The sequence below is a fragment of the Lysobacter sp. P5_B9 genome (assembly GCF_054049835.1).
Genome location: NZ_JBFULP010000001.1, coordinates 41,852 through 65,558 on the forward strand (window position 1 = coordinate 41,852; position 23,707 = coordinate 65,558).

Here is a 23,707-nt window from a genome sequence, read left to right on the forward strand (position 1 = left end):
AAAAACATGTTGAAGAAAAGCATGCTGCTGGGCCTGAGCCTGATGACGGCCACAGTGCTGGCACAGACGGCCGGGGATCAGGCCGCCAGCGACCAGATCCAGGAAACGCCGATCCGCGAATCCGTCGAACGCCACCTGCCCGGTGACCAGGCGTTTCGCCCGGAGGTTCGCGACCCGAGCGTGCTGCAGACCGAACGCGGCGATCACGTCGAGAAGCAGCAGGTCGATGGTCAGGTGATGGAAACGGTGAAGCTGGGGGGCATCATCGCACCGCTGCAATTCGATTCGGGTGCGATCACCCTCCGCGCCAAGGACGTCGAGAAGATCCGGCGCGCGATGGAATCGGTGCAGGGCAAGGCCAACGTGCGCCTGCATCTGATCGGCCATGCCGACAACCAGCGCCTGTCGCCGGAACTGACCGCGCGCTATGGCGACAACCAGGGGCTGTCGCGTGAACGCGCCGGCGAAGTAGCGGAGTTGCTGCAACGCGCACTCACCCTGCCGCCGGAAGCGATCGCGTTCGAAGGCATGGGCGATACCAGGCCGGTGGCGGGCAACGCAACGGACGCGGGCCGCGCCCGCAACCGCCGGGTGGAAGTGGAAGTCTGGTACGACGAACCCAAGGCCGCGACGAAGGAACAAGAGGTCCTCGTCAAGGAAGAGCTCCGCCAGATCAAGGTCTGCCGCGTGCAGGAGCTCTGCGTGATGCGTTTCCAGGAAGGGCAGGCGCGCCGCACGCGGGTGAACAACCTGGTCTCCGCGCTGCATTACGGCGAGGAGGGCGTGGAAGTCACCCCGGCGTTCATCGAACAGGTGCGCAAGGGCTTCGCCAACCTGGAAGGCAAGCAGAACGTGATCGCCAAGTTCGTCGGCTATACCGATGACATGGCCCTGTCGGACCGCAACGCGCGCATCTATGGCGACGCGGTGGCGTTGTCCAAGGCGCGCGCGCATCGAGCGGCGCTCGCGGTGCAACAGGCATTGAACCTTCCGACCGCGTCGGTGCAGAGCGACGGCCGCGGCGCCACGGCGTTTGTTGGCGCCAACGACATGCCGCAGGGTCGCGAGCTCAACCGCCGCATCGAGGTGCAGTTCTGGTACGACGATCCGCTGCGGGAACTGCCCGAAGAGCCGCAGATGTGCCCGGCGGAAGCGGACAAGGAGATCGTCACCCGCATCCATCAGCCCTCGGGTGGTCCGCTCCCGGTGCTGACGATGGACGGCAGCGACATCGTCACTCCGCCCGGCCTCACCGACCGCCTGCGCGCTGCCATGGCCGAAGTCAAGGATCGCGACAACGTGCGCCTGCGCTTCATCGGCTACACCGGCAATGAGCGCCTGGATCGCCGCACTGCCTCCGTGTACGAGGATGACATCGGCCTGTCCGCGGCGCGTGCGCGTCGCGCGATGGACACCATTCGCAGCCTGATGGAGCTCAGTCCGGAACAGGTCGAGCACGAGGGCCACGGCTTCGTGCAGGCCAAGGACGTGCCGAACGAGGGTTTCGTCCAGGGCGCGGATTCCTACATCGAAGTGCAGGTGGTGTACGACGAGCCGGTTCTGCGCGACGACTACGAGGGCGTGGACATCACCCGCCTGACCCGCGAACTGACGCCGCGCAATGCCTTCGGCCTCAACCCGATGCACATCTCGGTGAACGGCCAGCCGATCGACGATCCGGGACGCAGCTCCGCCGACGTGCAGCGCTGCACCGACGTCGCGCTGGACGATGCGGGCATCCGTTTCCAGTTCGACGACCTCAAGGCCCAGCCGCGCCTGTCGGTGTCCGCCTCGCCGCAGGTGGCGCTGGTCGACGAGCCCGTGCGCTTCCGGATGTACTCGAACTACGGCAGCTTCATCCAGCGCGCGGAAGTGCGCATCCAGGAGAAGGGACAGTCCGTGCAGGCCACGCCGCTTGCGGCCGTGACGTTGGACGCGAACGGTGAGGCGGAGTGGCAGCCGGCGGTTGTGGATATTCCGTCCGCCGGGCGGGAACTGCAGTACGTGCTGCGCGTGTACGACGAGCAGGGCAGGTTCGACGAGACCAGTCCGCGTCCGTTGTGGCTGGTCAATGCCCAGGGCGATGGCAGCGTTGCGGATATTCCGGTGACGGCAACGGCTGAAGGTGCCGCGCCGCCGTTGGCTGGCTACGGCGAGAGCCACATTGCGACGCGCAACATCCGCATCGGTGGCAACACCATCGCAGTGCGTGGCGGCGGCATCCCGGAAGGGCACACGGTATGGGTGGCCGGCCGGCCGGTGCCGGTGGACGCCAAGGGCGATTTCATCGCCGAGGAGATCCTGCCCGAAGGCCTGCACACCGTGGAGGTGGCGGTGCTCGACGCGGAAGGCAACGGCAATCTCTACCTGCGCGACCTGGAGATGCGCGAGCGCGACCGCTTCTTCGTCGGCGTTGCCGACCTGACCGCGTCGACGAACAGCACCAGCGGGCCTGCCGACCTGCTGCAGGGCGAGAACACCGCCTTTGAGCGCAGCTCTTCGTTCGACGGGCGACTGGCTTTCTTCGGCACCGAGAAGTTCGGCAACGGCTGGCGTGTGACCGGCAGTGCCGACACGCGCGAGGGCCCGGTGCAGGACATCTTCGGCAACTTCCTCGACAAGGCCCCCGACGCGCTGTTCCGCCGCATCGACCCGGACTACCACTATTCGACCTTCGGCGATGACGGCACCGTCGAGGAGATGGCGCCCACCCTGGGCAAGTTCTACCTGCGCGCCGAGCATGGCGACGACTACGCGATGTGGGGCAATTTCAAGACCGACTACGCGGGCAACGAACTGGCCCAGGTCGATCGCGGGCTCTACGGCGGCAATGCGGAGTGGAAGGCGGATTCGACCACCGCGTTCGGCGAACGCCGCGCGGTTGTCAGCGGCTTCGCCGCCGAGCCGGGCACGATTGCCGGTCGCGAAGAATTCCGTGGCACCGGCGGTTCGCTCTTCTACCTGCGCAACCAGGACATCCTTACCGGCTCGGAGCGCCTGCGCATCGAGATGCGCGACAAGGACTCGCAGCTGGTCACCGGTACGGTCGAGTTGCGCCCGGGCCTGGACTACGACATCGACTACCTGCAGGGCCGTGTCCTGCTGTCCGAGCCGCTGTCGTCCACAGGTGGCGACAACATGCTGGTGCACAACGGAGGTCTCTCGGGAGACGAGGCCTGGCTGGTGGCGCGCTACGAGTACACGCCCGGCTTCGACGAGATCGACACGCTCACCACCGGCGGCCAGGCGCATGTCTGGGTCAACGACCATGTCGGCATCGGCCTCACCGGCAGTAGCAGCAGTGGCGATGCCGAGGACAGCGGCGTGCTCGGCGTGGACCTCACGCTGCGCAAGACCACCGAGACGTGGCTGAAGTTGCAGGGCGGCCGCACCACGGGCTTGGCGTCGCATTCGCTGTACTCGTATGACGGCGGCTTCGGCTTCACCGGTACCGATCCGACGGCGTTCGCCGACGCGGAAGCCAACGGCTACCGTGCCGACGTCAGTCTCGGCATCGGCGACGTCTTCAAGCAGGGCAAGGGCAGGGTGACGCTGTATACGCAGGCGCAGGATGCCGGTTACTCGGCGCCAGGCCTGGGGACGCCGTCCGATCGCACGTACTACGGCGGCACGCTGGACCTGCCGATCGGCGACAAGCTCAGCGTCGTCGGCAAGGCAGATCACCGCGAACAGGACGCGGGCCTCACGCTTGATGCGGCCGAGGTGAACGTCAAGTACCAGCTCAACGATCGCTGGAGCGTGGCCACCGGTGTACGCAACGACAAGCGTGAAGATCAGCGCGCGGTGGTGCCCCTGACCCAGGAGCAGGGGCAGCGCACCGACGCGGTGGTGCACATGGGTTACGACTCCGCCAGCATCTGGAATGCGTGGGGATTCGCCCAGGGCACCGTTTCGAAGGATGGCGATCGCCAGGACAACGGCCGACTGGGTGCCGGCGCCGCGCTGCGCGGCAACAAGTTCCGTCTCGAGGCTGAAGTCTCGGCCGGCGATCTGGGCCCGGGCGGGCGAGTGGGCACCAGCTACATGGTGTCCGACAAGACCACCCTGTACCTCAACTACGCGCTGGAAAACGAGCATGGCGACGTTGTCGATGGCACCAACCTGGGCGGCCAGCGCGGCAGCCTGGTCGGCGGCATGAAGCACCGACTGGCGGACAGCAGCAGCGTCTATGCCGAAGAGCGCTACCAGGACGCCAACGAGGCCCGGGGCCTGACGCATGCTGCCGGTTTGTCGCTGAACCTCGATGACCACTGGACCGTGGGCGCGAACGCCGAGTTGGGCACCTTGCAGAACAGCGAGACAGCGGCCGAGACCGATCGCCGTGCGAGCGGCGTGCGCGTGGCCTACACCAATGGCCCGACCCAGATCTCCAGCGGTGTCGAGTACCGCAACGATGACGCCGAGCAGCCCGACGCCACGCACGTGGAACGCACCACCTGGCTGTTCCGCAACAACTTCAAGTACCAGATGTCCGACGACTGGCGCCTGGTCGGCAAGCTCGATCACTCGATGAGTGAGAGTTCGCAGGGCCAGTTCTACGACGGCAAGTTCACCGAGGGCGTGGTCGGCTTCGGCTACCGGCCGGTGCTCAGCAACCGGTTGAACGCGCTCGCCAAGTACACGTACTTCTACAACGTGCCGACCACGGACCAGGTTGCGCTCAACGGCACGGCGGCGCAATTCATCCAGAAGAGCCACATCGCCTCGGTGGACGCCAACTACGAGTTGACCCCCTCGTGGTCGGTGGGCGGCAAGTACGCTTACCGCCTGGGGTCGGTGAGCCTGGACCGCGAGAATCCGGAGTTCTTCGACAACCGCGCGCAACTGGTCATCCTGCGTACCGACGTGCGCTTGTTCGACCAATGGGAGGGGCTGCTGGAGGCCCGCAGGCTGCAACTGCCGGACCTCGATGAATCCCGCAGCGGCATGCTGCTGGGCGTGTATCGCTATTTCGGCGAGCACGTGAAGGCCGGCGTGGGCTACAACTTCACTGACTTCTCGGAGAACCTTACCGACCTGAGCTACCGTCACCGTGGCGTGTTCCTGAACGTCGTCGGCGCGTTGTAGCGCCGCTGGGGAGCCGCGGGTTGGTGCGGCTCCCCTTGCGACTCGGAATGGAGGCCATTCCGATGGAGGGCGGCCATTCCGATGGAGGGCGATTGGCGCGGTGTAACCTATCAAGCCGTCCCTCCCACGGCTGACGATAGTTCCGATGACCGAAATCGCGCGCAATGGAGATCACGGCAAATCCTCGAGTGGTGGGGATCTGTCGCGCTATTCGGCTTCATTGCGCCTGTCCGTCGCCCCGATGATGGACTGGACCGACACCCATTGCCGCGCCTTCCACCGCGTGCTTGCACCGAATGCGCGGCTTTACACGGAAATGGTGCACGCGAATGCGGTGATCCACGGCGATCGCCATAAATTGCTCGCCTTGCATTCCAGCGAACATCCGGTCGCGCTGCAGTTGGGCGGCAGCGAGCCGGCGCTCCTGGCACAGGCTGCGCGCATCGGCGCCGAGGCCGGCTTCGATGAAATCAACCTCAACTGCGGCTGCCCGTCGGATCGCGTCCAGGCGGGCCGCTTCGGCGCGTGCCTGATGCGCGAGCCCGCGTTGGTCGGCGACAGCGTCGCCGCGATGATCGCCGCGTGCGATATCCCGGTGACGGTGAAGTGCCGTCTCGGCGTCGATGACGACCATGAATGGGACCGTTTCGCCCACTTCGTCGACAGCGTCGCCGCCGCGGGGTGCAACATGTTCGTGATCCACGCGCGCAACGCCTGGCTGCAGGGCCTGTCTCCAAAGGAAAACCGCGAGGTTCCGCCGCTGCGCTACGACTGGGCCTATCGGTTGAAGCGGGAACGACCGCACTTGCAGATCATCGTCAACGGTGGCATCGCAACGATGGACGAAGCCACCCAGCACCTCGACCACGCCGATGGCGCCATGCTCGGCCGCGCGGCCTATCACGACCCCTACCTGCTGCACCGCCTCGATGCGGCGTGGTTCGGAGGCACGCTGCGCACGCGCGGCGACCTGCTGCGCGCTTACCGGCCGTATGTCGAGGCAGAGCTTGCGCGTGGCGCGCTCCTCAAACACATCACGCGCCACATACTCGGCCTGTTTGCCGGCGAACGCGGTGGACGCGCCTTCCGGCAGGTGCTCAGCGAGGGTGCGCACAAACCGGGTGCGGACTGGTCGCTGGTCGAGCAGGCGCTGGCGCTGACCGAGTCCTTCGCCACCGCGGAAGCCTCCGCATGATCACTCGCGACACAAACGCCTTCCTCGATTTCGCCCGTGGTTGTGCAACCGACTTCGGCCCGGTCACCGCGCGCGCGGCATTCCTGGTCGCGCCCGATGGCTTCGCCCTGGCCGAGCAGTCGGCGCAGGACAACCGCTACATGGCGCCGGCCACGGCCTTCGACCCGGCGAGCGCGTCTGCGCAGCATCGCGAACTGCACCGCGCGTTTTCCGGGGTCCTCCCCACCGTCTGCTTCGCCGGAAGCCCGGACACGCCGGACGCACTGTTCCCCAACAACGTGTTCGGAACGGCGGCGGGGCGCTATGTGGTCGGGCGCATGCGCCACCCGGTGCGCCAGCGCGAAGCCGCGCGCGACGACATCCGCGGCTTCTTCGCCGGCGTGCTCGATTACGCCGAGGTCGATCTGTCGACGCAGGCGCATCCCTGCGAACTCACGGGCGCGCTGGTGATCGATCGCGCGCGCGGGCTGGGCTTCTGTGGCCTGTCCGAACGCTGCGACGAAGAAGGCGCGCGCCTGATGCACGAGGCTTTCGGCCTGCGTGCGACGCTGTTGTTCGATCTCGCGCCGGGCGAGTACCACACCAACGTGGTGCTGGCCGTGCTGGCCGGACGGGCGGCGATCGTCTGCCCGCGGGGATTCGCCGATGCGGCCGTGGTCGAGGCCATCGCATCCCTGTACGCGCCCCATGTCGTGTCGTGTTCGCCTGCCGAGCACGCGGCCTTCGTCGGCAACGCAATCTCGCTGTCCGCGGACACGGTATGGATGAGCGCGCACGCGGGCAGCACGCTGACCGAGGCCAACCGCGAGCGCTTGCGTGTCGCCGGCTTCACGGTTGCCACGGTCGAACTGGATGCCATCGAGGCGGGCGGCGGCTCGTTGCGCTGCTGTGTGGGCGAGATCTACTGATGCAGCGTCCTGGCGCTGCTTGCGCGCGCCGTGCCGTGCGCTGAACGCGACCGTGCCGTGAAAGAAAAGTTCAGACCGGATTCACTGCGTCGTTCCAAGAATGCACACTCGTCGTTCTGCCTGCGTCCCGCCGCACTCCCGAGCCCATGCCCCTTCCCGTTTCCCGACTCGCTTCCCTGGCCTTGGCCGCCGCGCTCGTGGTGCCGATGGGCCACGCAACGGCCCAGAGTCTCGGGGCGTTGCTGGACCCCGGTCAGGGCCGCGGCGCTACTGACCATGCAGACCGGGGGCAGCGCGGGGAGGATCGCTCGCCGCGCATGGACGAGCGCCACGATCGCGGCGAAGACCATCGGGCCCTCTCCGATGCCGTGCGTCGGGTCGAGCGCCGCACCGGCGGCCAGGTGCTCAGCGCCGAACGCGTGCCCTTCGATGGGCGCAACGTCAATCGCGTGAAGGTCATCGATTCCAGCGGCCGCGTCCGGGTGTACATGGACGATCCGCAGCCCCAGGGGCAGGATCGCCGCCAGCCGGAACCCCGCGACGACGACTGAACCACACCGCTGGTCCTGGTTCCCTGTGAATCCGGGCGGGGCGCGGTCTGGTTGCAGTCCCGTTCACTAAGCTGAACAAAACAGAGGTCGCTGCTTGCTGTACACGCGCCGGCGACAACCTGAACGACTAACCTGAATGCACCCGGCCAAGATGGCTGCCTGCTGAAGGAGTCCCCCATGCGCATACTTCTGGTCGAGGACGAAGCTCCCCTCCGCGAAACCCTGGCCGCCCGCCTCAAGCGCGAAGGCTTTGCGGTCGATGCCGCCCAGGACGGCGAGGAAGGCCTGTACATGGGCCGCGAAGTGCCTTTCGATCTCGGCATCATCGACCTGGGCCTGCCCAAGATGTCCGGCATGGACCTGATCAAGGCCCTGCGCGAGGAAGGCAAGAAATTTCCGGTGCTGATCCTGACTGCGCGCTCGAGCTGGCAGGACAAAGTCGAAGGCCTCAAGCAGGGCGCCGACGACTACCTGGTCAAGCCCTTCCACGTGGAAGAACTGCTGGCGCGCATCAACGCGCTGGTCCGCCGCGCGGCCGGCTGGAGCAAGCCGTCGCTGGAATGCGGCCCGGTCGTGCTCGACCTGGCGGCTCAGACGGTCAGCGTCAGTGGCAGCAACGTCGACCTGACCAGCTACGAATACAAGGTGCTGGAGTACCTGATGATGCATGCCGGCGAGCTGGTCTCGAAGGCCGACCTCACCGAGCACATCTACCAGCAGGACTTCGATCGCGACTCCAATGTGCTGGAGGTGTTCATCGGCCGCCTGCGCAAGAAGCTCGACCCGGATGGTTCGCTCAAGCCGATCGAGACCGTGCGTGGCCGTGGTTATCGCTTCGCGATTCCGCGCAGCGGCGACTGAGGCCTGGATTGGCGACCGCGTCGGATTTCGCACGGCTGCTGATCGCGCGCGGCGTTCGGGCTTTGTACGCTGGCGGCACATGAATCGCATGTCCGCCAGCGCGCTCTCCCACAGCGCGTCCTCCCCCAGCGTGCTCTCACCCAGCGCGTTCTCCCCAGCCAACGAGGCGACGCCGTGAGCTGGCGCCAGCCGCGGTCGCTGCAGGTCCGCCAGTTGCTGGCGGCCAGCCTGGGCCTGATCGCATTCCTCGCGCTCGCCGGCTATGCGCTCGATCGCGCGTTCCTGCAGACGGCAAAGGACAACCTGCACCAGCGCCTCGAGAACTATGCGCTGGCCTACGCCGACAAGAGCGAGTTCGCGCGCAACGGCGAATTCATCCAGCCCTATGATCCGATCGACCCGCGCTTCGAGCGTCCGGGCAGTGGCTTGTACGCGGAAGTCGTATTGCCCAACGCGCACTGGGATTCGCATTCCGCACAGGGGCCGACGCTGCCTGGATCGCAGATGCTGCGGCCGAACGAGGAGCGCTTCGAAGGCCCGCTGCCGCTGACCCAGATCAAGGGCACGCCGGGCGAGGTATACCGCTATGGGCGCGGCTTCATCTGGAGCGCGGAAGACGATGCCAAGGCGGAATTCCCGTACACCATCTACATCCTCGAGGACACCACCGCGCTGAGCCAGCAGGTCGCGGTGTTCCGCGCGGCCTTGTGGCGCTACCTGGGCGGTGCCGGGCTGATCCTGATGTTGTTGCAGACGGTGATTCTGCGTTGGAGCCTGCGGCCGCTGCGCAATGTCATCAACGAGCTCAAGCGCGTTCAGCGCGGCACCGCCTCGCGCATGAGCGAACTGCACCCGCGCGAACTGGAGCCGCTCACCGAGAGCATCAACGCTTTCATCGAAAGCGAGCGGGAGAACCTGGACCGCCAGCGCAACACGCTTGCCGACCTCGCGCACAGCCTGAAGACGCCGCTCGCCGTGCTGCGCGCGCGCCTGGACCATCCGGGCCCCGAGGCGGAACTGCGCGGGGACGTCGACGTGCAGCTGCGGCGCATGAACGACCTGGTGTCGTACCAGCTCGCGCGCGCGGCGCGATCGGGCCACCAGCTGTTCGCTGCCCCGATCGCGATCGAACCCCATGCCGAGGAAATCGTGAAAGGGCTCGAGAAGGTCTACTCGCGCAAGGGCGTGCTGTGCGAGTTCGAAATCGCGCCGGGTGCGCAATTCCATGGCGAGCCCGGCGACCTGCAGGAGTTGTTGGGCAACCTGCTGGAAAACGCCTTCAAGTGGGCGCGTTCGCGCGTGCTGCTGACTGTGCAGCACGGCGAGACGGTGCCCAATCGCCGCCCGGGCCTGTTGGTAGCGGTCGACGACGACGGCCCCGGCATTCCGCCGGAAAAGGTCGCGCTGATCCTGCAGCGCGGCGTGCGCGGCGACGAGCGCGTGCAGGGACACGGCATCGGCCTGGCGATCGTGCAGGACATGGTGCGCAGCTATCGCGGGACGCTGGACGTTCTCGCTTCGCAGGAACTGGGCGGTGCGCGTTTCGAAGCGAGGTTGCCGCCGGGACTGTGAACTCAAGGCTTCAGGCGAACGGCTTCAAGCGAACGGCGGCTTCAAGCGAACGGTGAAAGCCCGTAAAAGCGTTCCAGGTGCGCTGCCACTTTGGGCATCGCCGCGCGCAGCAGGCGCGGGTCGCTGAAGTGGTATTCGCTGGCGACGGCGAAGAACTCCTCGGGCGCTTCTGCGGCATACGGGTCGATGGCCGTGTCGCGTCCGGCTTCGACTTCCTCGACGAAGGCGTCGTACGCGGCCTGGAAATCGCGCGCCCACCCGCGCTGCCAGGGTCCTGGGAGGGGCGGGGTGCCGTCGAGTTCGCCATCGAGCACGTCGATCTTGTGCGCCATCTCATGCACCGCCACGCAGAAACCCGCGTGCGGATCGTCGCAGTCGGCGAGCACGTCGGCCCACGACAGGATCAGCGGGCCGCTGTCCCAGGACTCACCGACCAGTTCGTCCTCCCATTGGTGCAGCACGCCGGCGGCATCGACGTGGGTGCGGTTCACGCGGAAGGCTTCGGGATAGACGATCAGCTGCGACCAGCCACGCAGGCCGGCTGCGCCGAACTCAAGCAGGGGCAGGCAGCACGCCGCGGCGAGCAGGCCGCGGTCACGGTCGTCGAGGACGAGTTCGCCGACAGGCGTGATGGCTTTTTCGTGCAGGAAGCGCGCCGCGAGTTGCGCCAGGCGTGCGTCCCGTTCCGGGTCGAGCGCGGCCACCCACGGCACTGCGGCGCGGATGTCACGCCACAGGTCGGGAGCTATCGGTTGCGGGGTTCGCCCGAGCAGCCAGCGGAACAAGCGGGGTGCTTAGCGGAACATGCTTAGCGGAACATGCCTGGCAGGAAGCGGTGCCAACGCGGCGACTGCAGGCGGACGTCTTCGCCACCACCCCCGCTGCTGCTGGGCAGGCTCGGCTTGGCCTTCTTCACCGGCAGAGCCATCGAGGATGGATCGCGATCCGGCGAACGCGTGACGGCAGTCTGCGTCCGGGTCGGGCAGCTGCCGCCGTCGGCGTCGCTGAGCTTGCTTTCGCGCGCGGCAACGCTCGCGCTCGAGAGAATGATCAGCAGGCATACGGCGATGCGGCGCATGGGTAGTCCACTCCCGGAGTTGGGATCACGCGAACTATATCGCACCCGGTGGCCGCCGGAGTTGCATTCGACGGGCGGATTGTGGTGCACCGCAACAGGCCGGCCGGTCGCCGGTCCGGCCCCGCATAATTGCCGGATGGATGATCGCGCACTGCTCGAACAGCTGATCCGTGGCCCTGTCAGCGGCGACGCCCTCGCCAAGACGGCGGGCCAGACCCGGGCCGCCGTGTGGAAGCGGATCGAGCATCTCCGCCAGGCTGGCGTCGCCATCACGGCCCAGTCCGGCCGCGGCTACGCCCTGGCCCAGCCGGTGAACCTGCTGGACCCCGCGGCCATCCGTGCGGCCCTGCCTGAACAGGCCTCCAGGAGACTCGCCAACCTCGAGGTGGCCTGGTCCATCGATTCCACCAACAGCGAACTGCTGCGCCGCCGCGCCCCCGAGGGAGCCGGCGTCGATGTCCTGCTGGCCGAGCGCCAGACCGGCGGCCGCGGACGCCGCGGGCGCGTCTGGGCCTCGCCCATGGCGGCCCACCTGTATCTCTCGCTTGCACGCGGTTTCGGTGGCGGGCTGGCTCGGCTGGGCGGTCTGAGCCTGGTGGCGGGCGTGGCCGTGGCCGAGGCGTTGCACCAACTGGGCTTCGGCGAGGTCCGCCTGAAGTGGCCCAACGACGTGGTGGTCGCGGGCCCCGAGGGGCTGCGCAAACTCGGGGGCCTGCTGATCGAGGGCAGTGGCGAACACGCCGGGCCCGCGCGCGCGGTCATCGGGCTGGGCCTCAACGTGCGCATGCCCGATGCGGTGGCGCGCGCGATCGACCAGCCCTGGTGCGATCTCGCCGGCCTGGCGCCGGCGTCGCATGGCTTGCCCGATCGCAACCTCGTGGTGGCCATGGTGCTGGCGCACCTGCTGCCCGCGCTGGACGTGTTCGACGTCGAAGGTCTCGCGCCGTTCCTGCGGCGCTACGCCGCATTCGACGCGCTGGCCGGCCAGGCGGTCACCCTGTATTCGGCCACCGCCACGCAATCCGGCACCGCCCTGGGCATTGCCGAAGACGGCGCCCTGCGACTGCGCCTCGACGATGGCCGCGAGCAGAACGTCCATGCCGGCGAAGTCAGCGTGCGCAGGACCGTGGCCGCGTGAGCGCGTGGGTATTCGATCTCGGCAACACGCGGCTCAAGTGTGCGCCGTTGCGTGCCGACGGCGTGGGCGAAGTGATCGCACTGCCGCATCGCGAAGCCGATCTCGCTGCTGCCCTCGCGGCCGCCTTGCCACTGCGCATCGACGTCGCCTATGTCGCCAGCGTCGCGAACGATGCGCTGCGGGTCGCGCTCCTGCAGGCGCTGACGGCGCGCGCATGCCGCATTTCGCTGGCGCGCACGCAGGCCGTGTTCGGCGACTTCCGGATCGCCTATGCGCAGCCGCACAAGCTTGGCGTCGACCGTTTCCTGGCCATGCTCGCGGCGCACCGCCGCCATCAAGGCGAAGCCGTGCTGGTGTGCGGCGTCGGCACCGCGCTGACTATCGATCTGGTGGACGGAGGGGGACGACATGTCGGCGGTCGCATCGCCCCGTCGCCCACCCTGATGCGCGAGGTCCTGCACGAACGCGCGCCGCAACTGCCGGCACAGGGCGGGGATTGCGCCGATTTCGCCACCGATACCGACGACGCCCTGGCCTCCGGCTGCGACGGCGCGGCGCTCGCGCTGGTCGAGTCCAGCGCCGAGGCCGCGCGGCGGACGCTGGGCCAGCGCCCGCGCGTGCTGATCCATGGCGGCGGCGCGGAACTGCTGGCAGCGCGGCTCCCGGAAGCGGTGCAATCCGCCTCGTTGGTGCTTGAAGGCCTGGCGATCTGGGCCGCGGTCGATTCCATCGCCTAGAAGCTTCCCCCTAGAATCGACGCATGCTCGTTCGCGCACTCATCGTCCTGCTTGCCATGCTCAACCTCGGGGCCGCCGCCTGGTGGATCGCCCGCGATCCGCTGCCACCGCCCGCGCCCGTGCAGCTGCCGCCGGGCGTCGCGCGCCTGCAGCTGGTGGATGGAGGGGCGCGGACACCGGCGCCTCCACCGGCGCCGTCCGCCGGGATCGCTGCAGCACCGTCGCCGTCCACCACCGCCGTTGCCAGCGACGTACCCGCGCCGCCGGCGCCGCAGTGCTTCAGCTTCGGTCCCTTCGCATCGAAGGGCGCCGGCAGCGCCGCCGCCGCGAAGCTGGCGCCGCTGGTGCAGCATGTCGCCACGCGCGAACAAGCTGCGGCAGCCCCGGGACACGGCTGGCGCGTATACCTGCCGCCGTTGCCGTCGGCGGAGCAGGCGCAGAGCGTCGCGCAGCGCATCGCTGCGGCGGGGTTCAACGATTTCTTCATCGTGCGCGAAGGGGCAGAAGCCAATTCCATCGCCCTGGGCCGCTACGGCGGCGAGGCCGCCGCAAGGAAGCGCGCCGAAGCGCTCAACGCCGCCGGTATCGCCGCGCAGGTCGAAGCCCTGGGCGCGCCGGATGCTGCCAACACAGTGTGGCTGGACGTGACCGCGGACACCGGGTTCGACCCGCGCCACGCGCAGGCCACGATCGCCGCGGCGCAATACCGCAAGGCCGATTGCGCGCTGCGCTGACCGGCGCGCAGCCACCGCAGGCTAGAATGCGCAGCGCGGCCTCCGGGCCGCATTTCCCACGCCGGCTTAGCTCAGTTGGTAGAGCAACCGCCTTGTAAGCGGTAGGTCGTCAGTTCGATTCTGACAGCCGGCACCAAACGGATCCGGTGCATGAGCCGCAGCTTTCCTCCTGTTTCCCTGATCGGCGCGCCCACCGACATCGGCGCCGGACACCTGGGTGCACGCCTTGGGCCGGAGGCGCTGCGCATCGCGGGATTGCCGCAGGCGCTGGTCGCGCGCGGCATCGACGTCGCCGATCGCGGCAACCTCGATGGTCCGCGCAATCCCTGGCAACCGCCCACCGGGGGCTACCGGCACCTGCCGGAAGTCGTTGCCTGGAACCGCGCGGTGATGGACGCCGTGCTCGCCGAGCTGCGGGGTGGCCGCATGCCGATCCTGCTCGGTGGCGACCACTGCCTCGGCCTGGGCTCGATCACCGCCGTCGCCCAGCATTGCCGCGAAACCGGCAAGAAGCTTCGCGTGCTCTGGCTCGACGCGCACGCCGACTTCAATACCAGCGACGTGACCCCGTCCGGCAACATCCATGGCATGCCGGTCGCGTGCCTGTGCGGGCTGGGGCCGCGTGAACTCACACACCTGGGCGGTGCCGCCCCCGCGCTGCGTGCGGACGAGATCCGCCAGATCGGTATCCGTTCCGTCGACGAGGGCGAGAAGCGCCTGGTCCAGGAGCACGGTCTGGATGTCTACGACATGCGCTACATCGACGAAGTCGGCATGAAGCGGGCGATGGAAGAGGCGCTGGACGGCGTCGACGAGAACACGCACCTGCATGTCAGTTTCGACGTCGACTTCCTCGATCCGGCGATCGCGCCGGGCGTGGGGACCACGGTGCCCGGTGGCCCGGGCTACCGCGAGGCGCAGCTGGTGATGGAGATGATCGCCGACAGTGGCCGCATGGCGTCGCTCGACATCATGGAGCTCAATCCGGTGATCGATACCCGCAACCTGACCGCCGAAGTCGCGGTCGACCTGGTGGAGAGCCTGTTCGGCAAGTCGACCCTGATGCGCGACTAGCGGGCACCTGAATCGAATTCCGGGCTGTGACGACGCCCCCTTGCGCCGCTCCCCTGGTCGCCACACCATGCGCCCGCGCGGCATGCCGCCCCTTTCGAAACCCGTACCGGAGAATCCAATGAAGCGTCTGATGGCCGTGGCTATGCTGGCCCTGTTCTCGATCGCGACCCTGTCGGCCTGCAACACCATGGAAGGCCTCGGCAAGGACGTGAAGAAGCTCGGCGAGAAGGTCGAGGACAAAGCCAGCAGCTGATGTTGGCTGCATGGACCGCCACAGGGGCCGGAGCAATCCGGCCTTTGTGCTTTCTGCCGCCTGGAAAACCATGGCGGCCCTGCCGCTCAAAACTGAATGGGCAGTCAGGCTCCGCAGCCCATCTCCACAGGAAGTTCATGCGTATCCGCGTTAGATGCGGGGAGCGCGGACGAAGCCAACGCCCAGTCCGGACCGACGGACCACCCGACCGTAAGGAGAAAGGTATGAAGCGTCTGATTTTCCTGCTGCTGCTGGTTGCGTTCTCGTCCAGTTTCATCACTGCCTGCAACACCATGGCCGGCGCGGGCAAGGATGTGCAGAAGGCCGGTGAAGCGGTCGAAAAGAGTGCCTGCAAGGAAGGCGAGCATTGCAAGTAACGCACCGTTTGCAAAGAGGCCGGGATTCCCGGCCTTTTTGCTGAAGAGTGATTGAACACAGGTTGCGATCGTTCAGGTATCAACACCTTCTAACGCGTCCGTGATGCTTCGCCAACACCGCTGTCCGCATCCTGTGCCGGCATCGCGCAACGATGCGCACACCACAGGAGCGAACGCATGAACAAAGATGTCATCCAGGGTAAGTGGACCCAGTTGAAAGGCCAGATCCAGGCGCGTTGGGGCGACCTGACCGACGACGTGTTCGATGTCAGCGAAGGCAATTCCCAATACCTCGCCGGCAAGTTGCAGGAGCAGTACGGCTGGGACCGCGATCGCGCCGAGCGCGAGGTGGCGGACTTCAGCCGCTCCCTGCACTGAGGCGGCACGACCGCTGGAGCGGTCGATGCAGAAGTAAACGAACGGGCCGTTACGGCCCGTTCTTCACGACCCTGGATCGCGAGTCAGCGCGCGAGTCAGTGCGGCGGATCGGCGACGAAGCCGGCCGGGAACGCCTCGGGTTCCGCGCGCTGCCAGCGGTATCCGGGATGCCGTGGCAATACGCCGCGCGCGACCAGCGCGCGGTAATCGTCGTAGCGCAACTGACTCACCTGCGCGGGCGATCGCGTGGCGCGCACGAAGCCGGTGCGGGACACCGGCGCCCATTCGCGCTCGCCATGACCTGTGCCCAGGCCCTGGGCCGCGGCTTCGTCACGCTGCCGGTCGCCGCGGGCCTCGGCCGCCGGCGCTGCCGCCTTCGCGGCGTCGGCACTGTCGCGGGCAATGGGTGCTTCGCGGCGCCAGATCGGCGGCGGGTAATAGAGCGGCCGCGCTTCCTCGAACACGGCGATGCCGATCACACCCACGTTGTCGGGCCGGCCCGTGCGCGCGGCGTAACTGTCGGGCAAGTCGGTGAACACGAACTGGGCGACGTCATCGAGCGACTTCCGCCAACCGGTGATCTCGGTGCTTTCCCACGGTTCGAGCACATAGCCGGCCTGCGAAGGATGCGCGCTCTGCCCGGTGACCGCATTGATGCCGTCGACCGACAGCACCACGAGCACGCGGCCGCCGCTGGTGTTGGTCAGGCGCACCGAATAGCGATGGCCGGGTTCGCCTTCAATCCAGTCCTGGCCGCGATGATGGATCTGGCCGAGCCAGCCTCCGTCGGGTGCGTAGCCGCGGTCACGATCGACCACGCCCACATCGACCAGGGGACGTGCCTGCACGGAAGTGCAGGCGGCAAGGGCAACGCAGAGCGCAAGGGTGGCGAAGCGGCGGAACATGGCGCGGACTCCCGGTGAGGTATGCGGGCAAACGCGCCTGCAACGGGAATGGGGTTGCGTCAGGGGCCGCGGGCGGGGCGGGGGCGAGCCAGCGGTTAAACTGCCCGACCGCGTCCTGAACCTCGAGTCCGCTTCGCATGTCCCGCACCCGCGTCCTCACCGGCATCACCACTTCCGGCACGCCGCACCTCGGCAACTACGTCGGCGCCGTGCGTCCGGCCATCGCCGCCAGCCGCGATCCGAACGTGGAGAGCTACTACTTCCTCGCCGACTACCATGCCCTGATCAAGGTCAGCGATCCGGCACGCGTGCAGCGCTCGACCCTGGAAATCGCGGCGACGTGGCTCGCCTGCGGCCTCGATCCAGCGTCGGTCTGGTTCTATCGCCAGAGCGACATCCCCGAAATCCCGGAGCTCACCTGGTTCCTCAGCTGCGTCGCCGGCAAGGGCATCCTCAACCGCGCGCACGCCTACAAGGCTTCCGTCGACAAGAACCGCGCCGAAGCACTCGACGACGATGCCGCGATTACCGCCGGCCTCTTCATGTACCCGGTGCTGATGGCCGCGGACATCCTGCTGTTCAATGCGCACAAGGTGCCGGTCGGCCGCGACCAGGTGCAGCACATCGAGATGGCGCGCGACTTCGGCCAGCGCTTCAACCATCTCTATGGCGAACACTTCGCATTGCCGGAAGCGGCGATCGAGGAGCACGTGGCGACGTTGCCCGGCCTCGACGGCCGCAAGATGAGCAAGAGCTACGACAACACCATTCCCCTGTTCGCGCCGAGGGAGCAGCTGAAGAAACTGATCGCCGGCATCGTCACCGATTCGCGCGCGCCCGGCGAACCCAAGGATGCGGACAATTCCAACGTGTTCCAGCTGTACCAGGCGTTCGCCTCGACGGAAGAAACCGCGGCGATGCGCCAGGCTTACGCCGATGGCATCGGCTGGGGCGATGCCAAGCAGACGCTGTTCGAACGCATCGACGCGGAAGTGGCGCCGCTGCGTGAGAAATACGATGCGCTGATGGCAAGGCCCGCGGAGATCGAGGCGATCCTGCGCGACGGCGCCGCGCGCCTGCGCGCGCGGCATGCGACACCACTGCTGGCGCGCCTGCGCGAGGCGGTTGGCCTGCGCGATCTGTCGAACGTGGCGTCGTCGGCCACGGCGAAGAAGGAAAAGTCCGCGCTGCCGATGTTCAAGCAGTACCGCGAGGCCGATGGTCGTTTCTACTTCAAGTTCGTCGACGGTGAACGCGTGCTCGTGCAGAGCATCGGTTTTGCCTCGCCCAAGGACGCGGGCCAGCTGATCGCCCGCCTGAAGCGCGAAGGCGCCTCCGCGCTGCGCCACGCGGACGCCGATGCGCTGCACCTGGGTGAAGAACTGATCGGCCACCTGCATGACGCGGCCGAGCTGGCCGACGTCGCGGAAGCCCTGGCGCAGCTCGCGGAAGGGGAGTGAACGCTGTTTATCCGGGGGGAGGCCGGATGAGAGGCCACTCCCGGATTACTTGACTCCGCCCGGTCGCGGCGCAATCGTGACGAGCCATGTCCGTACGCGTGCCCGCGCAGACGATCGACAGTGAAGCCGCCCGGCAGGCGGCCCTGGATACCTATGCGATCGTCGATAGCGGCCCCGAGCAGGCGTTCGACGACATCGTCCGCCTGGCGGTGATGCTCTGCGGCGTGTATGCCGCCTCGATTTCCCTCATCGATCGCGACCGCGTCTGGTTCAAGGCCCAGATCGGCGTCGACCAGCCGCAGGTGTCGCGCGAACTGTCGCTGTGCAACCACGCCATCGACCAGCCCGGGCGCACGCTGGTGATCGACGACCTGGACATCGACCCGATTCCCGCGGCCAAGCGCCGCCGACTCGGCGGCCTGCCACCGCGCTTCTACGCGGGCGTGCCGCTGCTCAGTCCCGACGGCTATCCGCTGGGCACCCTGAGCGTCGCCGACACCGTGCCACGCCACTTGGCGGCCGCACAGGTCGAGGGGCTGGAGTTGCTGGCGCGGCAGACGCAGCATCTGCTGGAACTGCGCCGCCTGATGCTGGAGCAGGGACAGCTGCTCAATGCACGCGAGGCGGCGGCGCAGCGCGCCGAGCAGGCGCGCGCCGAGCTGCAGCGCCGGCATGAGGAACTGCAGCAGTCGGCGACGCGCGATCCGCTCACCGGCCTGCTCAATCGCGCGGCGATGGAGGAAGTGCTCGCGGACACGCTCAGGCGCGATCCGTCCGAGCGACCGCCCTATACCCTGCTGCTGCTCGATATCGACCACTTCAAGATGGTCAACGACGTGCACGGCCACCTTGCCGGCGACCAGGCCCTGCGCGCGGTGGCGCAGGCGGTGCTGACCTCGATACGCAAGAGCGACATCGCGGTGCGCTTCGGCGGCGAGGAAATCGTGGTCTACCTGCCGGGCACCGCGCTCGATGGCGCCACCGAGGTCGCACAACGGATACGCGAGCAGGTGGCCCGCGCGCCGCTGCCCTTCCCGATCACGGTGTCGGTGGGCATCGCCGCCGGCGATCCCACTCGCGACCGGCCCGAACAGACCTTCGACCGTGCCGACCAGGCGCTCTATCGCGCCAAGGCGGGAGGACGCGATCGCGTGGTGGTGGACGACACGCCGCTGTTCACCAGCATCAACCCGGATTAGCCAACCCCGGACCGGTGGGTCATGCCCGCAGCGGCGCGTGGCTGCTCAAGGCCATTCGGCAGGGGGCGCGCCACGCTCGGGGTGGTGCATCTTCACCACGCAGAAGCGCTGGCCGGTCGGCGCTTCCATCACCCACCAGCGCTTGATGAACCCGATCTTCTTCGCGCCCAGCGCTTCCAGGCGCGCGGCTTCGGCGTCGACGTCGTCGGCTTCGATGTCCAGGTGCACGCGCGAGGGATGGTCGACCTTCTGCACCTCGATGCACAGGTCGGCCGGCGTGCCGCCGAACAGTTGGTACTCCGCGGTGTCGTCGCCGGCATCGCGGTCGGCGATGGCAAGGCCCAGGGCCTGGCTCCAGAAATCCGCCGCCGCGTCGAGATTGTCCGTGTTGCAGTCGATGATGAAGCCGGCAAGACGGCTGCGATGGGCCATGGTCTGCTCCTTGGAATCAAGGGAAGCGAGCACAGCCCCCTGAGTCAGGGGGCGATTCGCGCAAAGCGCGAATGGGGGTGTGGAAGCACGTAGCGGGGCCCAAGGTTTGCGAAGCAAACCTTGGGGTGAATGCGCGCAGCGTGTTCACTGCGGCAGCGACATGTCGTCCAGCAGCGCCTTGAGGAAGCGGGCCGCCTCGCCGCCGGTGCAGGCGCGATGATCGAAGGTCAGCGAGATCGGCATGCGACGGTGCACTTCGATGCCACCCATCACGGCCACCACGTCGTGCGAGAGCTTGCCGGCGCCGATGATCGCCACGCACGGCGGCACCACCACCGGAGTGGCGTAGCGGCCAGCGAACATGCCGAAGTTCGACAGCGAGATCGTGTAGCCGCTGAGTTCACTTGACGGGATCGTGCGGTCCTCGACCTGCGCGCGCAGGCGCTGGATCGCGGTGCGGATGCTGCCGCCATCGAGCATGTCGGCGTTGCGCAGCGCCGGCACGAACAGGCCATCGTCGGTGTCGACCGCGATGCCGACGTCGACGTGCGGATGCAGGGTGCGGGTCAGGTTGTCGCCGTCGAACCAGGCGTTGAGCGCGGGCACCGTCTTGCAGGCGGTCACCATCGCGCGCACCAGGCGCGCGGTGATGTCCTGCTTGCCGATCCAGGCATGCAGGTCGGCATCGTCGACCAGCGTGGTGGGCACGACCTTGCTGTGCGCGTCGGCCATCACCCGTGCCATGTTGCGGCGCACGCCCTTGAGCTGCTCGGGCTGGCCGGTGGCGGTGACGCCCGGCGGCTGCGTACGCATCGGCTTGCCGGACTGCGAGAGCGTGCTGCGCGAGGCTGGTGCCGAGGCAGGCGCGGCGGGAGCCGGCGCGGCCATGCGGGCCGCCGGAGCAGCCGCGCCGACCTTGGCGCTGCCGTCGGCGGCGGCGCGCTTGACGTCGTCCATGGTCACCACGCCGTCGGCGCCGGTGGCGCGCACGCGGGCGATGTCCACGCCGAGCTTGCGCGCCTGCGCGCGCACTGCCGGCATCGCCTTGACGCCGCCGACCGCGACCGCGCTTTCGCTGCGCACCGCGTCCGAACTCTGCATCGCGCCGACCACGGTGCCGCTGTCCTCGCGTGCCGCTTCGGTCTTCGCTTCCGGCGCCGCCGGCTTCGCGGGAGCCGCTGGGGCGTGGTCGCCGCCACCGTGGTGGTGGCCGGTGTCCTGGCCCTCGGCGCGCTGCGGCAACGAGGCATCGAGTTCGAACTCGGCCAGCATCTTGCCGGTGACGATCACGTCACCCGGGCCGCCGGCCAGCTTGAGCACCTTGCCCGAGACCGGCGACGGCACCTCGACCACGGCCTTCGCGGTTTCCATCGACACCAGCGGCGCGTCGAGCAGGATCGTATCGCCGGGCTTGACCATCCATTCGACGATGGTGGCATCCGGCAGGCCTTCGCCGAGGTCGGGGAGCAGGAAGGTCTTGTGTTCGGCCATGGGTGGTTTCTCGATTTTGTTGCCGGGGCGGTGTTGTGTGCGGAGCGTAAGGCGTCAGCCCGCGGCGAGCGTGCGCTTGGCCGCGGTGATGATGCGGTCCACGCTCGGCAGGTACTTCATCTCCAGGCGGAACAACGGGATGTGCGTGTCGTAACCGGTGACGCGCTCGACCGGCGCGAGCAGGTCGAACATCGACTCCTCGGCCAGGCGCGCGGCGATCTCGGCGCCGAACCCGGCGGTCTTGGGCGCCTCGTGCACGATCACGCAGCGACCGGTGCGGCTGACCGATTCGGCGATGGTGGCGAAGTCGAGCGGACGCAGCGTGGCGACGTCGATGACCTCGGCACTGATGCCGTCGGCGGCCAGCTTCTCGGCGGCTTCCAGCGTTTCCTTCACCTGCGCGCCCCAGGTCACGAGGGTGACGTCGGTGCCATCGCGCAGCACGTAACAGACATCCAGCGGCAATGCTTCGCCGTCGTCGGGAACGAGTTCCTTGTACTGGCGGTAGATGCGCTTGGGCTCCATGAAGATCACCGGATCCGGGTCGCGGATCGCGGCGAGCAGCAGGCCATAGGCGCGCGCCGGCGAGGACGGCAGCACCACGCGCAGGCCCGGCACATTGGTGAAGATGGCTTCGTTCGCCTCGGAATGGTGTTCGGGCGCGCGAATGCCGCCGCCCCAGGGCACGCGCAGCACCATCGGGCAATGCAGGCGGCCGCGCGTGCGGTAGCGCATGCGCGCGGCATGACAGACGATGAAGTCGACCATCGGGTACATGAAGCCGTCGAACTGGGCTTCGGCGACCGGCTTCATGCCCTGCGAGGCCATGCCGACGGTCAGGCCGGCGATGGTGGTTTCGTCCAGTGGCGTGTCGAGCACGCGCTCGGCGCCGAAGGTCTGCTGCAGGCCGGCGGTGGCGCGGAACACGCCGCCGTTGACGCCGACGTCCTCGCCGAGCACGACGACCGCGTCGTCATGGCGCATCTCGTAGGCCAGCGCCTGCGTGATCGCTTCGATCAGCGTGATGGCGGTGGGCGTGGCGGTGGCGGCTTCGGTCTTGGGCATGGTCTCGGCCTTGTTCACGAGCGGCCCTCGAGCGCGAGCGCGGCAGCGCGCTGTTCGAGCAGGTCCGGCGGCGGATCGGCGTACAGGTAGTCGAACATGGCCTCGACCGGCTGCACCGGCGTGTTGAGGTAGGCGTTGATCTCCTCGTCGACGCGCTTGCCGCAGTCGTCGGCCCAGGCCTTCTCCTCGGCCTCGGTCCACAGGCCCTGCGCCATGAGGTAGGTGCGCAGGCGCGGGATCGGATCGCGCGCCCAGGCGGCCTTCACTTCCTCGTCGGGGCGGTAGCGGCGCGCGTCGTCGGCGGTGGTGTGGTCGTGCAGGCGGTAGGTGAGGAACTCGATCACGCTGCCGCCTTTGCCGGTGCGCGCACGCTCGGTGGCGCGGCGCATGCCTTCCATGACCGCGAACAGGTCGTTGCCGTCCACCTGCAGGCAGTCCAGGCCGCCGGCGAGGCCCTTCTGCGCCAGCGTCGTGGCGCCGGTCTGGGCCGAGCGCGGCACCGAGATCGCCCAGCCGTTGTTGATCACGCACAGCACCAGCGGCGCGGTGTAGGCGCCGGCGGAATTGAGCGCGGCATAGAAGTCGGTCTTGGACGATCCGCCATCGCCGCAGCAGGCCACCGCGATGCGGTCCTGTTTGCGCAGTTTGAACGACAGTGCCGCGCCGGCTGCCATCAGGCATTGCGTGGAGATCGGCACGCACCATGGGTAGTCGTGTTTCGGACCGGCGAAATCGTTGCCGCGCTCGTCGCCACCCCAGTACATCAGCACGTCGCGTGGCAGCACGCCACGCATGAACTGCGCGCCGTACTCGCGGTAACTGGGGGCGAACACGTCCTCGGGCTTCATCGAGGCGCCGATCCCGATGTGGGTGGCCTCGTGGCCGAGGCAGGAGGCGTAAGTGCCGAGCTTGCCGGTCCGCTGCAGCGCGATCGCCTTGGTGTCGAACACGCGCACGAACAGCATCTGCTTGAACAGCGGCAGCAGGGCCCTGGCGTCGCGGAAGGCGGGCGGCAGTTCGGCGACGAGCTTGCCGTCGGGACCCAGGTATTGCAGGTATTCGATCTCGTAGGTCGCCACGACTTTCCTGGCAGGCACGTCGGTCATCGCTAGTCCTTCACTGGCTCACTTCAACCGGCAGATGATACCCGCCGGGCGTAAACAGCCCGTTGCGCATTGCGGCAAGACGGGGGCGCACGCAAACAGAAAGCG

The 23,707-nt window shown here is 67.9% G+C and carries 22 protein-coding genes and 1 tRNA gene; 16 read left to right on the forward strand and 7 right to left on the reverse strand.

What is annotated here, in order from left to right; genetic code table 11:
• Positions 1 to 6: 6 nt before the first annotated feature.
• From ACXJJ9_RS00170 to ACXJJ9_RS00195, 6 genes are all read left to right on the forward strand, one after another.
• Positions 7 to 5,088 (forward strand): OmpA family protein, encoded by a 5,082-nt coding sequence (locus ACXJJ9_RS00170; protein WP_457095298.1) that lies wholly within the window; start codon positions 7 to 9, stop codon positions 5,086 to 5,088.
• A gap of 145 nt (positions 5,089 to 5,233) precedes the next feature.
• The gene (dusA, locus tag ACXJJ9_RS00175; protein ID WP_457095299.1) at positions 5,234 to 6,283 is read left to right on the forward strand and encodes a tRNA dihydrouridine(20/20a) synthase DusA; all 1,050 of its coding nucleotides are present in this window, start codon (positions 5,234 to 5,236) and stop codon (positions 6,281 to 6,283) included.
• Entirely contained in the window at positions 6,280 to 7,191 is a 912-nt protein-coding gene (locus tag ACXJJ9_RS00180; protein ID WP_457095300.1) for an arginine deiminase-related protein, read from the forward strand. Before dusA ends, ACXJJ9_RS00180 begins: the two co-directional genes overlap by 4 nt.
• A 146-nt stretch (positions 7,192 to 7,337) precedes the next feature.
• A complete protein-coding gene (locus ACXJJ9_RS00185) occupies positions 7,338 to 7,742 on the forward strand; it encodes a PepSY domain-containing protein (protein ID WP_457095301.1) in 405 nt (134 codons plus the stop codon).
• Positions 7,743 to 7,919: 177 nt separating this feature from the next.
• A complete protein-coding gene (locus ACXJJ9_RS00190; RefSeq protein ID WP_310055914.1) occupies positions 7,920 to 8,603 on the forward strand; it encodes a response regulator transcription factor in 684 nt (227 codons plus the stop codon).
• Between the two features lie 174 nt (positions 8,604 to 8,777).
• Positions 8,778 to 10,175 (forward strand): ATP-binding protein, encoded by a 1,398-nt coding sequence (locus tag ACXJJ9_RS00195; protein ID WP_457095302.1) that lies wholly within the window; start codon positions 8,778 to 8,780, stop codon positions 10,173 to 10,175.
• Positions 10,176 to 10,216: 41 nt separating this feature from the next.
• Here ACXJJ9_RS00195 and ACXJJ9_RS00200 read toward each other — a convergent pair whose 3' ends face one another.
• Both ACXJJ9_RS00200 and ACXJJ9_RS00205 read right to left on the reverse strand, forming a co-directional pair.
• Entirely contained in the window at positions 10,217 to 10,960 is a 744-nt protein-coding gene (locus tag ACXJJ9_RS00200; RefSeq protein WP_457095303.1) for a M90 family metallopeptidase, read from the reverse strand.
• Between the two features lie 23 nt (positions 10,961 to 10,983).
• Entirely contained in the window at positions 10,984 to 11,253 is a 270-nt protein-coding gene (locus ACXJJ9_RS00205) for a hypothetical protein (protein ID WP_457095304.1), read from the reverse strand.
• A 136-nt stretch (positions 11,254 to 11,389) separates the two neighbouring features.
• Between ACXJJ9_RS00205 and birA the strand changes: the two genes are divergently transcribed.
• From birA to ACXJJ9_RS00245, 8 genes are all read left to right on the forward strand, one after another.
• On the forward strand, positions 11,390 to 12,391 hold the full coding sequence (birA, locus tag ACXJJ9_RS00210; protein WP_457095305.1) for a bifunctional biotin--[acetyl-CoA-carboxylase] ligase/biotin operon repressor BirA: 1,002 nt from the start codon (positions 11,390 to 11,392) through the stop codon (positions 12,389 to 12,391).
• Positions 12,388 to 13,128, forward strand: a complete 741-nt coding sequence (locus tag ACXJJ9_RS00215; protein ID WP_457095306.1) for a type III pantothenate kinase — start codon at positions 12,388 to 12,390, stop codon at positions 13,126 to 13,128. The genes birA and ACXJJ9_RS00215 overlap by 4 nt, the downstream gene beginning before the upstream one ends.
• A 23-nt stretch (positions 13,129 to 13,151) precedes the next feature.
• Entirely contained in the window at positions 13,152 to 13,862 is a 711-nt protein-coding gene (locus ACXJJ9_RS00220; RefSeq protein ID WP_457095307.1) for an SPOR domain-containing protein, read from the forward strand.
• Between the two features lie 60 nt (positions 13,863 to 13,922).
• A tRNA-Thr gene (locus ACXJJ9_RS00225) sits at positions 13,923 to 13,998 on the forward strand.
• Between the two features lie 14 nt (positions 13,999 to 14,012).
• Positions 14,013 to 14,936 carry an arginase gene (gene rocF, locus ACXJJ9_RS00230; protein ID WP_457095308.1) on the forward strand — a complete coding sequence of 308 codons (924 nt, stop codon included), beginning with the start codon at positions 14,013 to 14,015 and terminating at the stop codon, positions 14,934 to 14,936.
• A gap of 118 nt (positions 14,937 to 15,054) precedes the next feature.
• Entirely contained in the window at positions 15,055 to 15,189 is a 135-nt protein-coding gene (locus ACXJJ9_RS00235) for an entericidin A/B family lipoprotein (RefSeq protein ID WP_310055933.1), read from the forward strand.
• Between the two features lie 224 nt (positions 15,190 to 15,413).
• On the forward strand, positions 15,414 to 15,566 hold the full coding sequence (locus tag ACXJJ9_RS00240) for an entericidin A/B family lipoprotein (RefSeq protein ID WP_310055936.1): 153 nt from the start codon (positions 15,414 to 15,416) through the stop codon (positions 15,564 to 15,566).
• Positions 15,567 to 15,743: 177 nt separating this feature from the next.
• A complete protein-coding gene (locus ACXJJ9_RS00245) occupies positions 15,744 to 15,944 on the forward strand; it encodes a CsbD family protein (RefSeq protein WP_310055939.1) in 201 nt (66 codons plus the stop codon).
• Between the two features lie 95 nt (positions 15,945 to 16,039).
• Here ACXJJ9_RS00245 and ACXJJ9_RS00250 read toward each other — a convergent pair whose 3' ends face one another.
• Entirely contained in the window at positions 16,040 to 16,849 is an 810-nt protein-coding gene (locus ACXJJ9_RS00250) for a hypothetical protein (protein WP_457095309.1), read from the reverse strand.
• Positions 16,850 to 16,986: 137 nt separating this feature from the next.
• Between ACXJJ9_RS00250 and ACXJJ9_RS00255 the strand changes: the two genes are divergently transcribed.
• On the forward strand, positions 16,987 to 18,309 hold the full coding sequence (locus ACXJJ9_RS00255) for a tryptophan--tRNA ligase (protein WP_457095310.1): 1,323 nt from the start codon (positions 16,987 to 16,989) through the stop codon (positions 18,307 to 18,309).
• 86 nt (positions 18,310 to 18,395) lie between these two features.
• A complete protein-coding gene (locus ACXJJ9_RS00260; RefSeq protein WP_457095311.1) occupies positions 18,396 to 19,508 on the forward strand; it encodes a GGDEF domain-containing protein in 1,113 nt (370 codons plus the stop codon).
• A 45-nt stretch (positions 19,509 to 19,553) separates the two neighbouring features.
• On the opposite strand, the gene ACXJJ9_RS00265 is transcribed toward ACXJJ9_RS00260, so the two are convergent.
• From ACXJJ9_RS00265 to pdhA, 4 genes are all read right to left on the reverse strand, one after another.
• A complete protein-coding gene (locus ACXJJ9_RS00265; RefSeq protein WP_457095312.1) occupies positions 19,554 to 19,940 on the reverse strand; it encodes a VOC family protein in 387 nt (128 codons plus the stop codon).
• 144 nt (positions 19,941 to 20,084) lie between these two features.
• Positions 20,085 to 21,431, reverse strand: coding sequence for a dihydrolipoamide acetyltransferase family protein (locus ACXJJ9_RS00270; protein WP_457095313.1), 1,347 nt, complete (start codon positions 21,429 to 21,431; stop codon positions 20,085 to 20,087).
• Between the two features lie 54 nt (positions 21,432 to 21,485).
• On the reverse strand, positions 21,486 to 22,496 hold the full coding sequence (locus ACXJJ9_RS00275) for an alpha-ketoacid dehydrogenase subunit beta (RefSeq protein WP_457096127.1): 1,011 nt from the start codon (positions 22,494 to 22,496) through the stop codon (positions 21,486 to 21,488).
• A 14-nt stretch (positions 22,497 to 22,510) separates the two neighbouring features.
• Positions 22,511 to 23,602 carry a pyruvate dehydrogenase (acetyl-transferring) E1 component subunit alpha gene (gene pdhA, locus ACXJJ9_RS00280; RefSeq protein ID WP_457095314.1) on the reverse strand — a complete coding sequence of 364 codons (1,092 nt, stop codon included), beginning with the start codon at positions 23,600 to 23,602 and terminating at the stop codon, positions 22,511 to 22,513.
• Positions 23,603 to 23,707 lie beyond the last annotated feature (105 nt).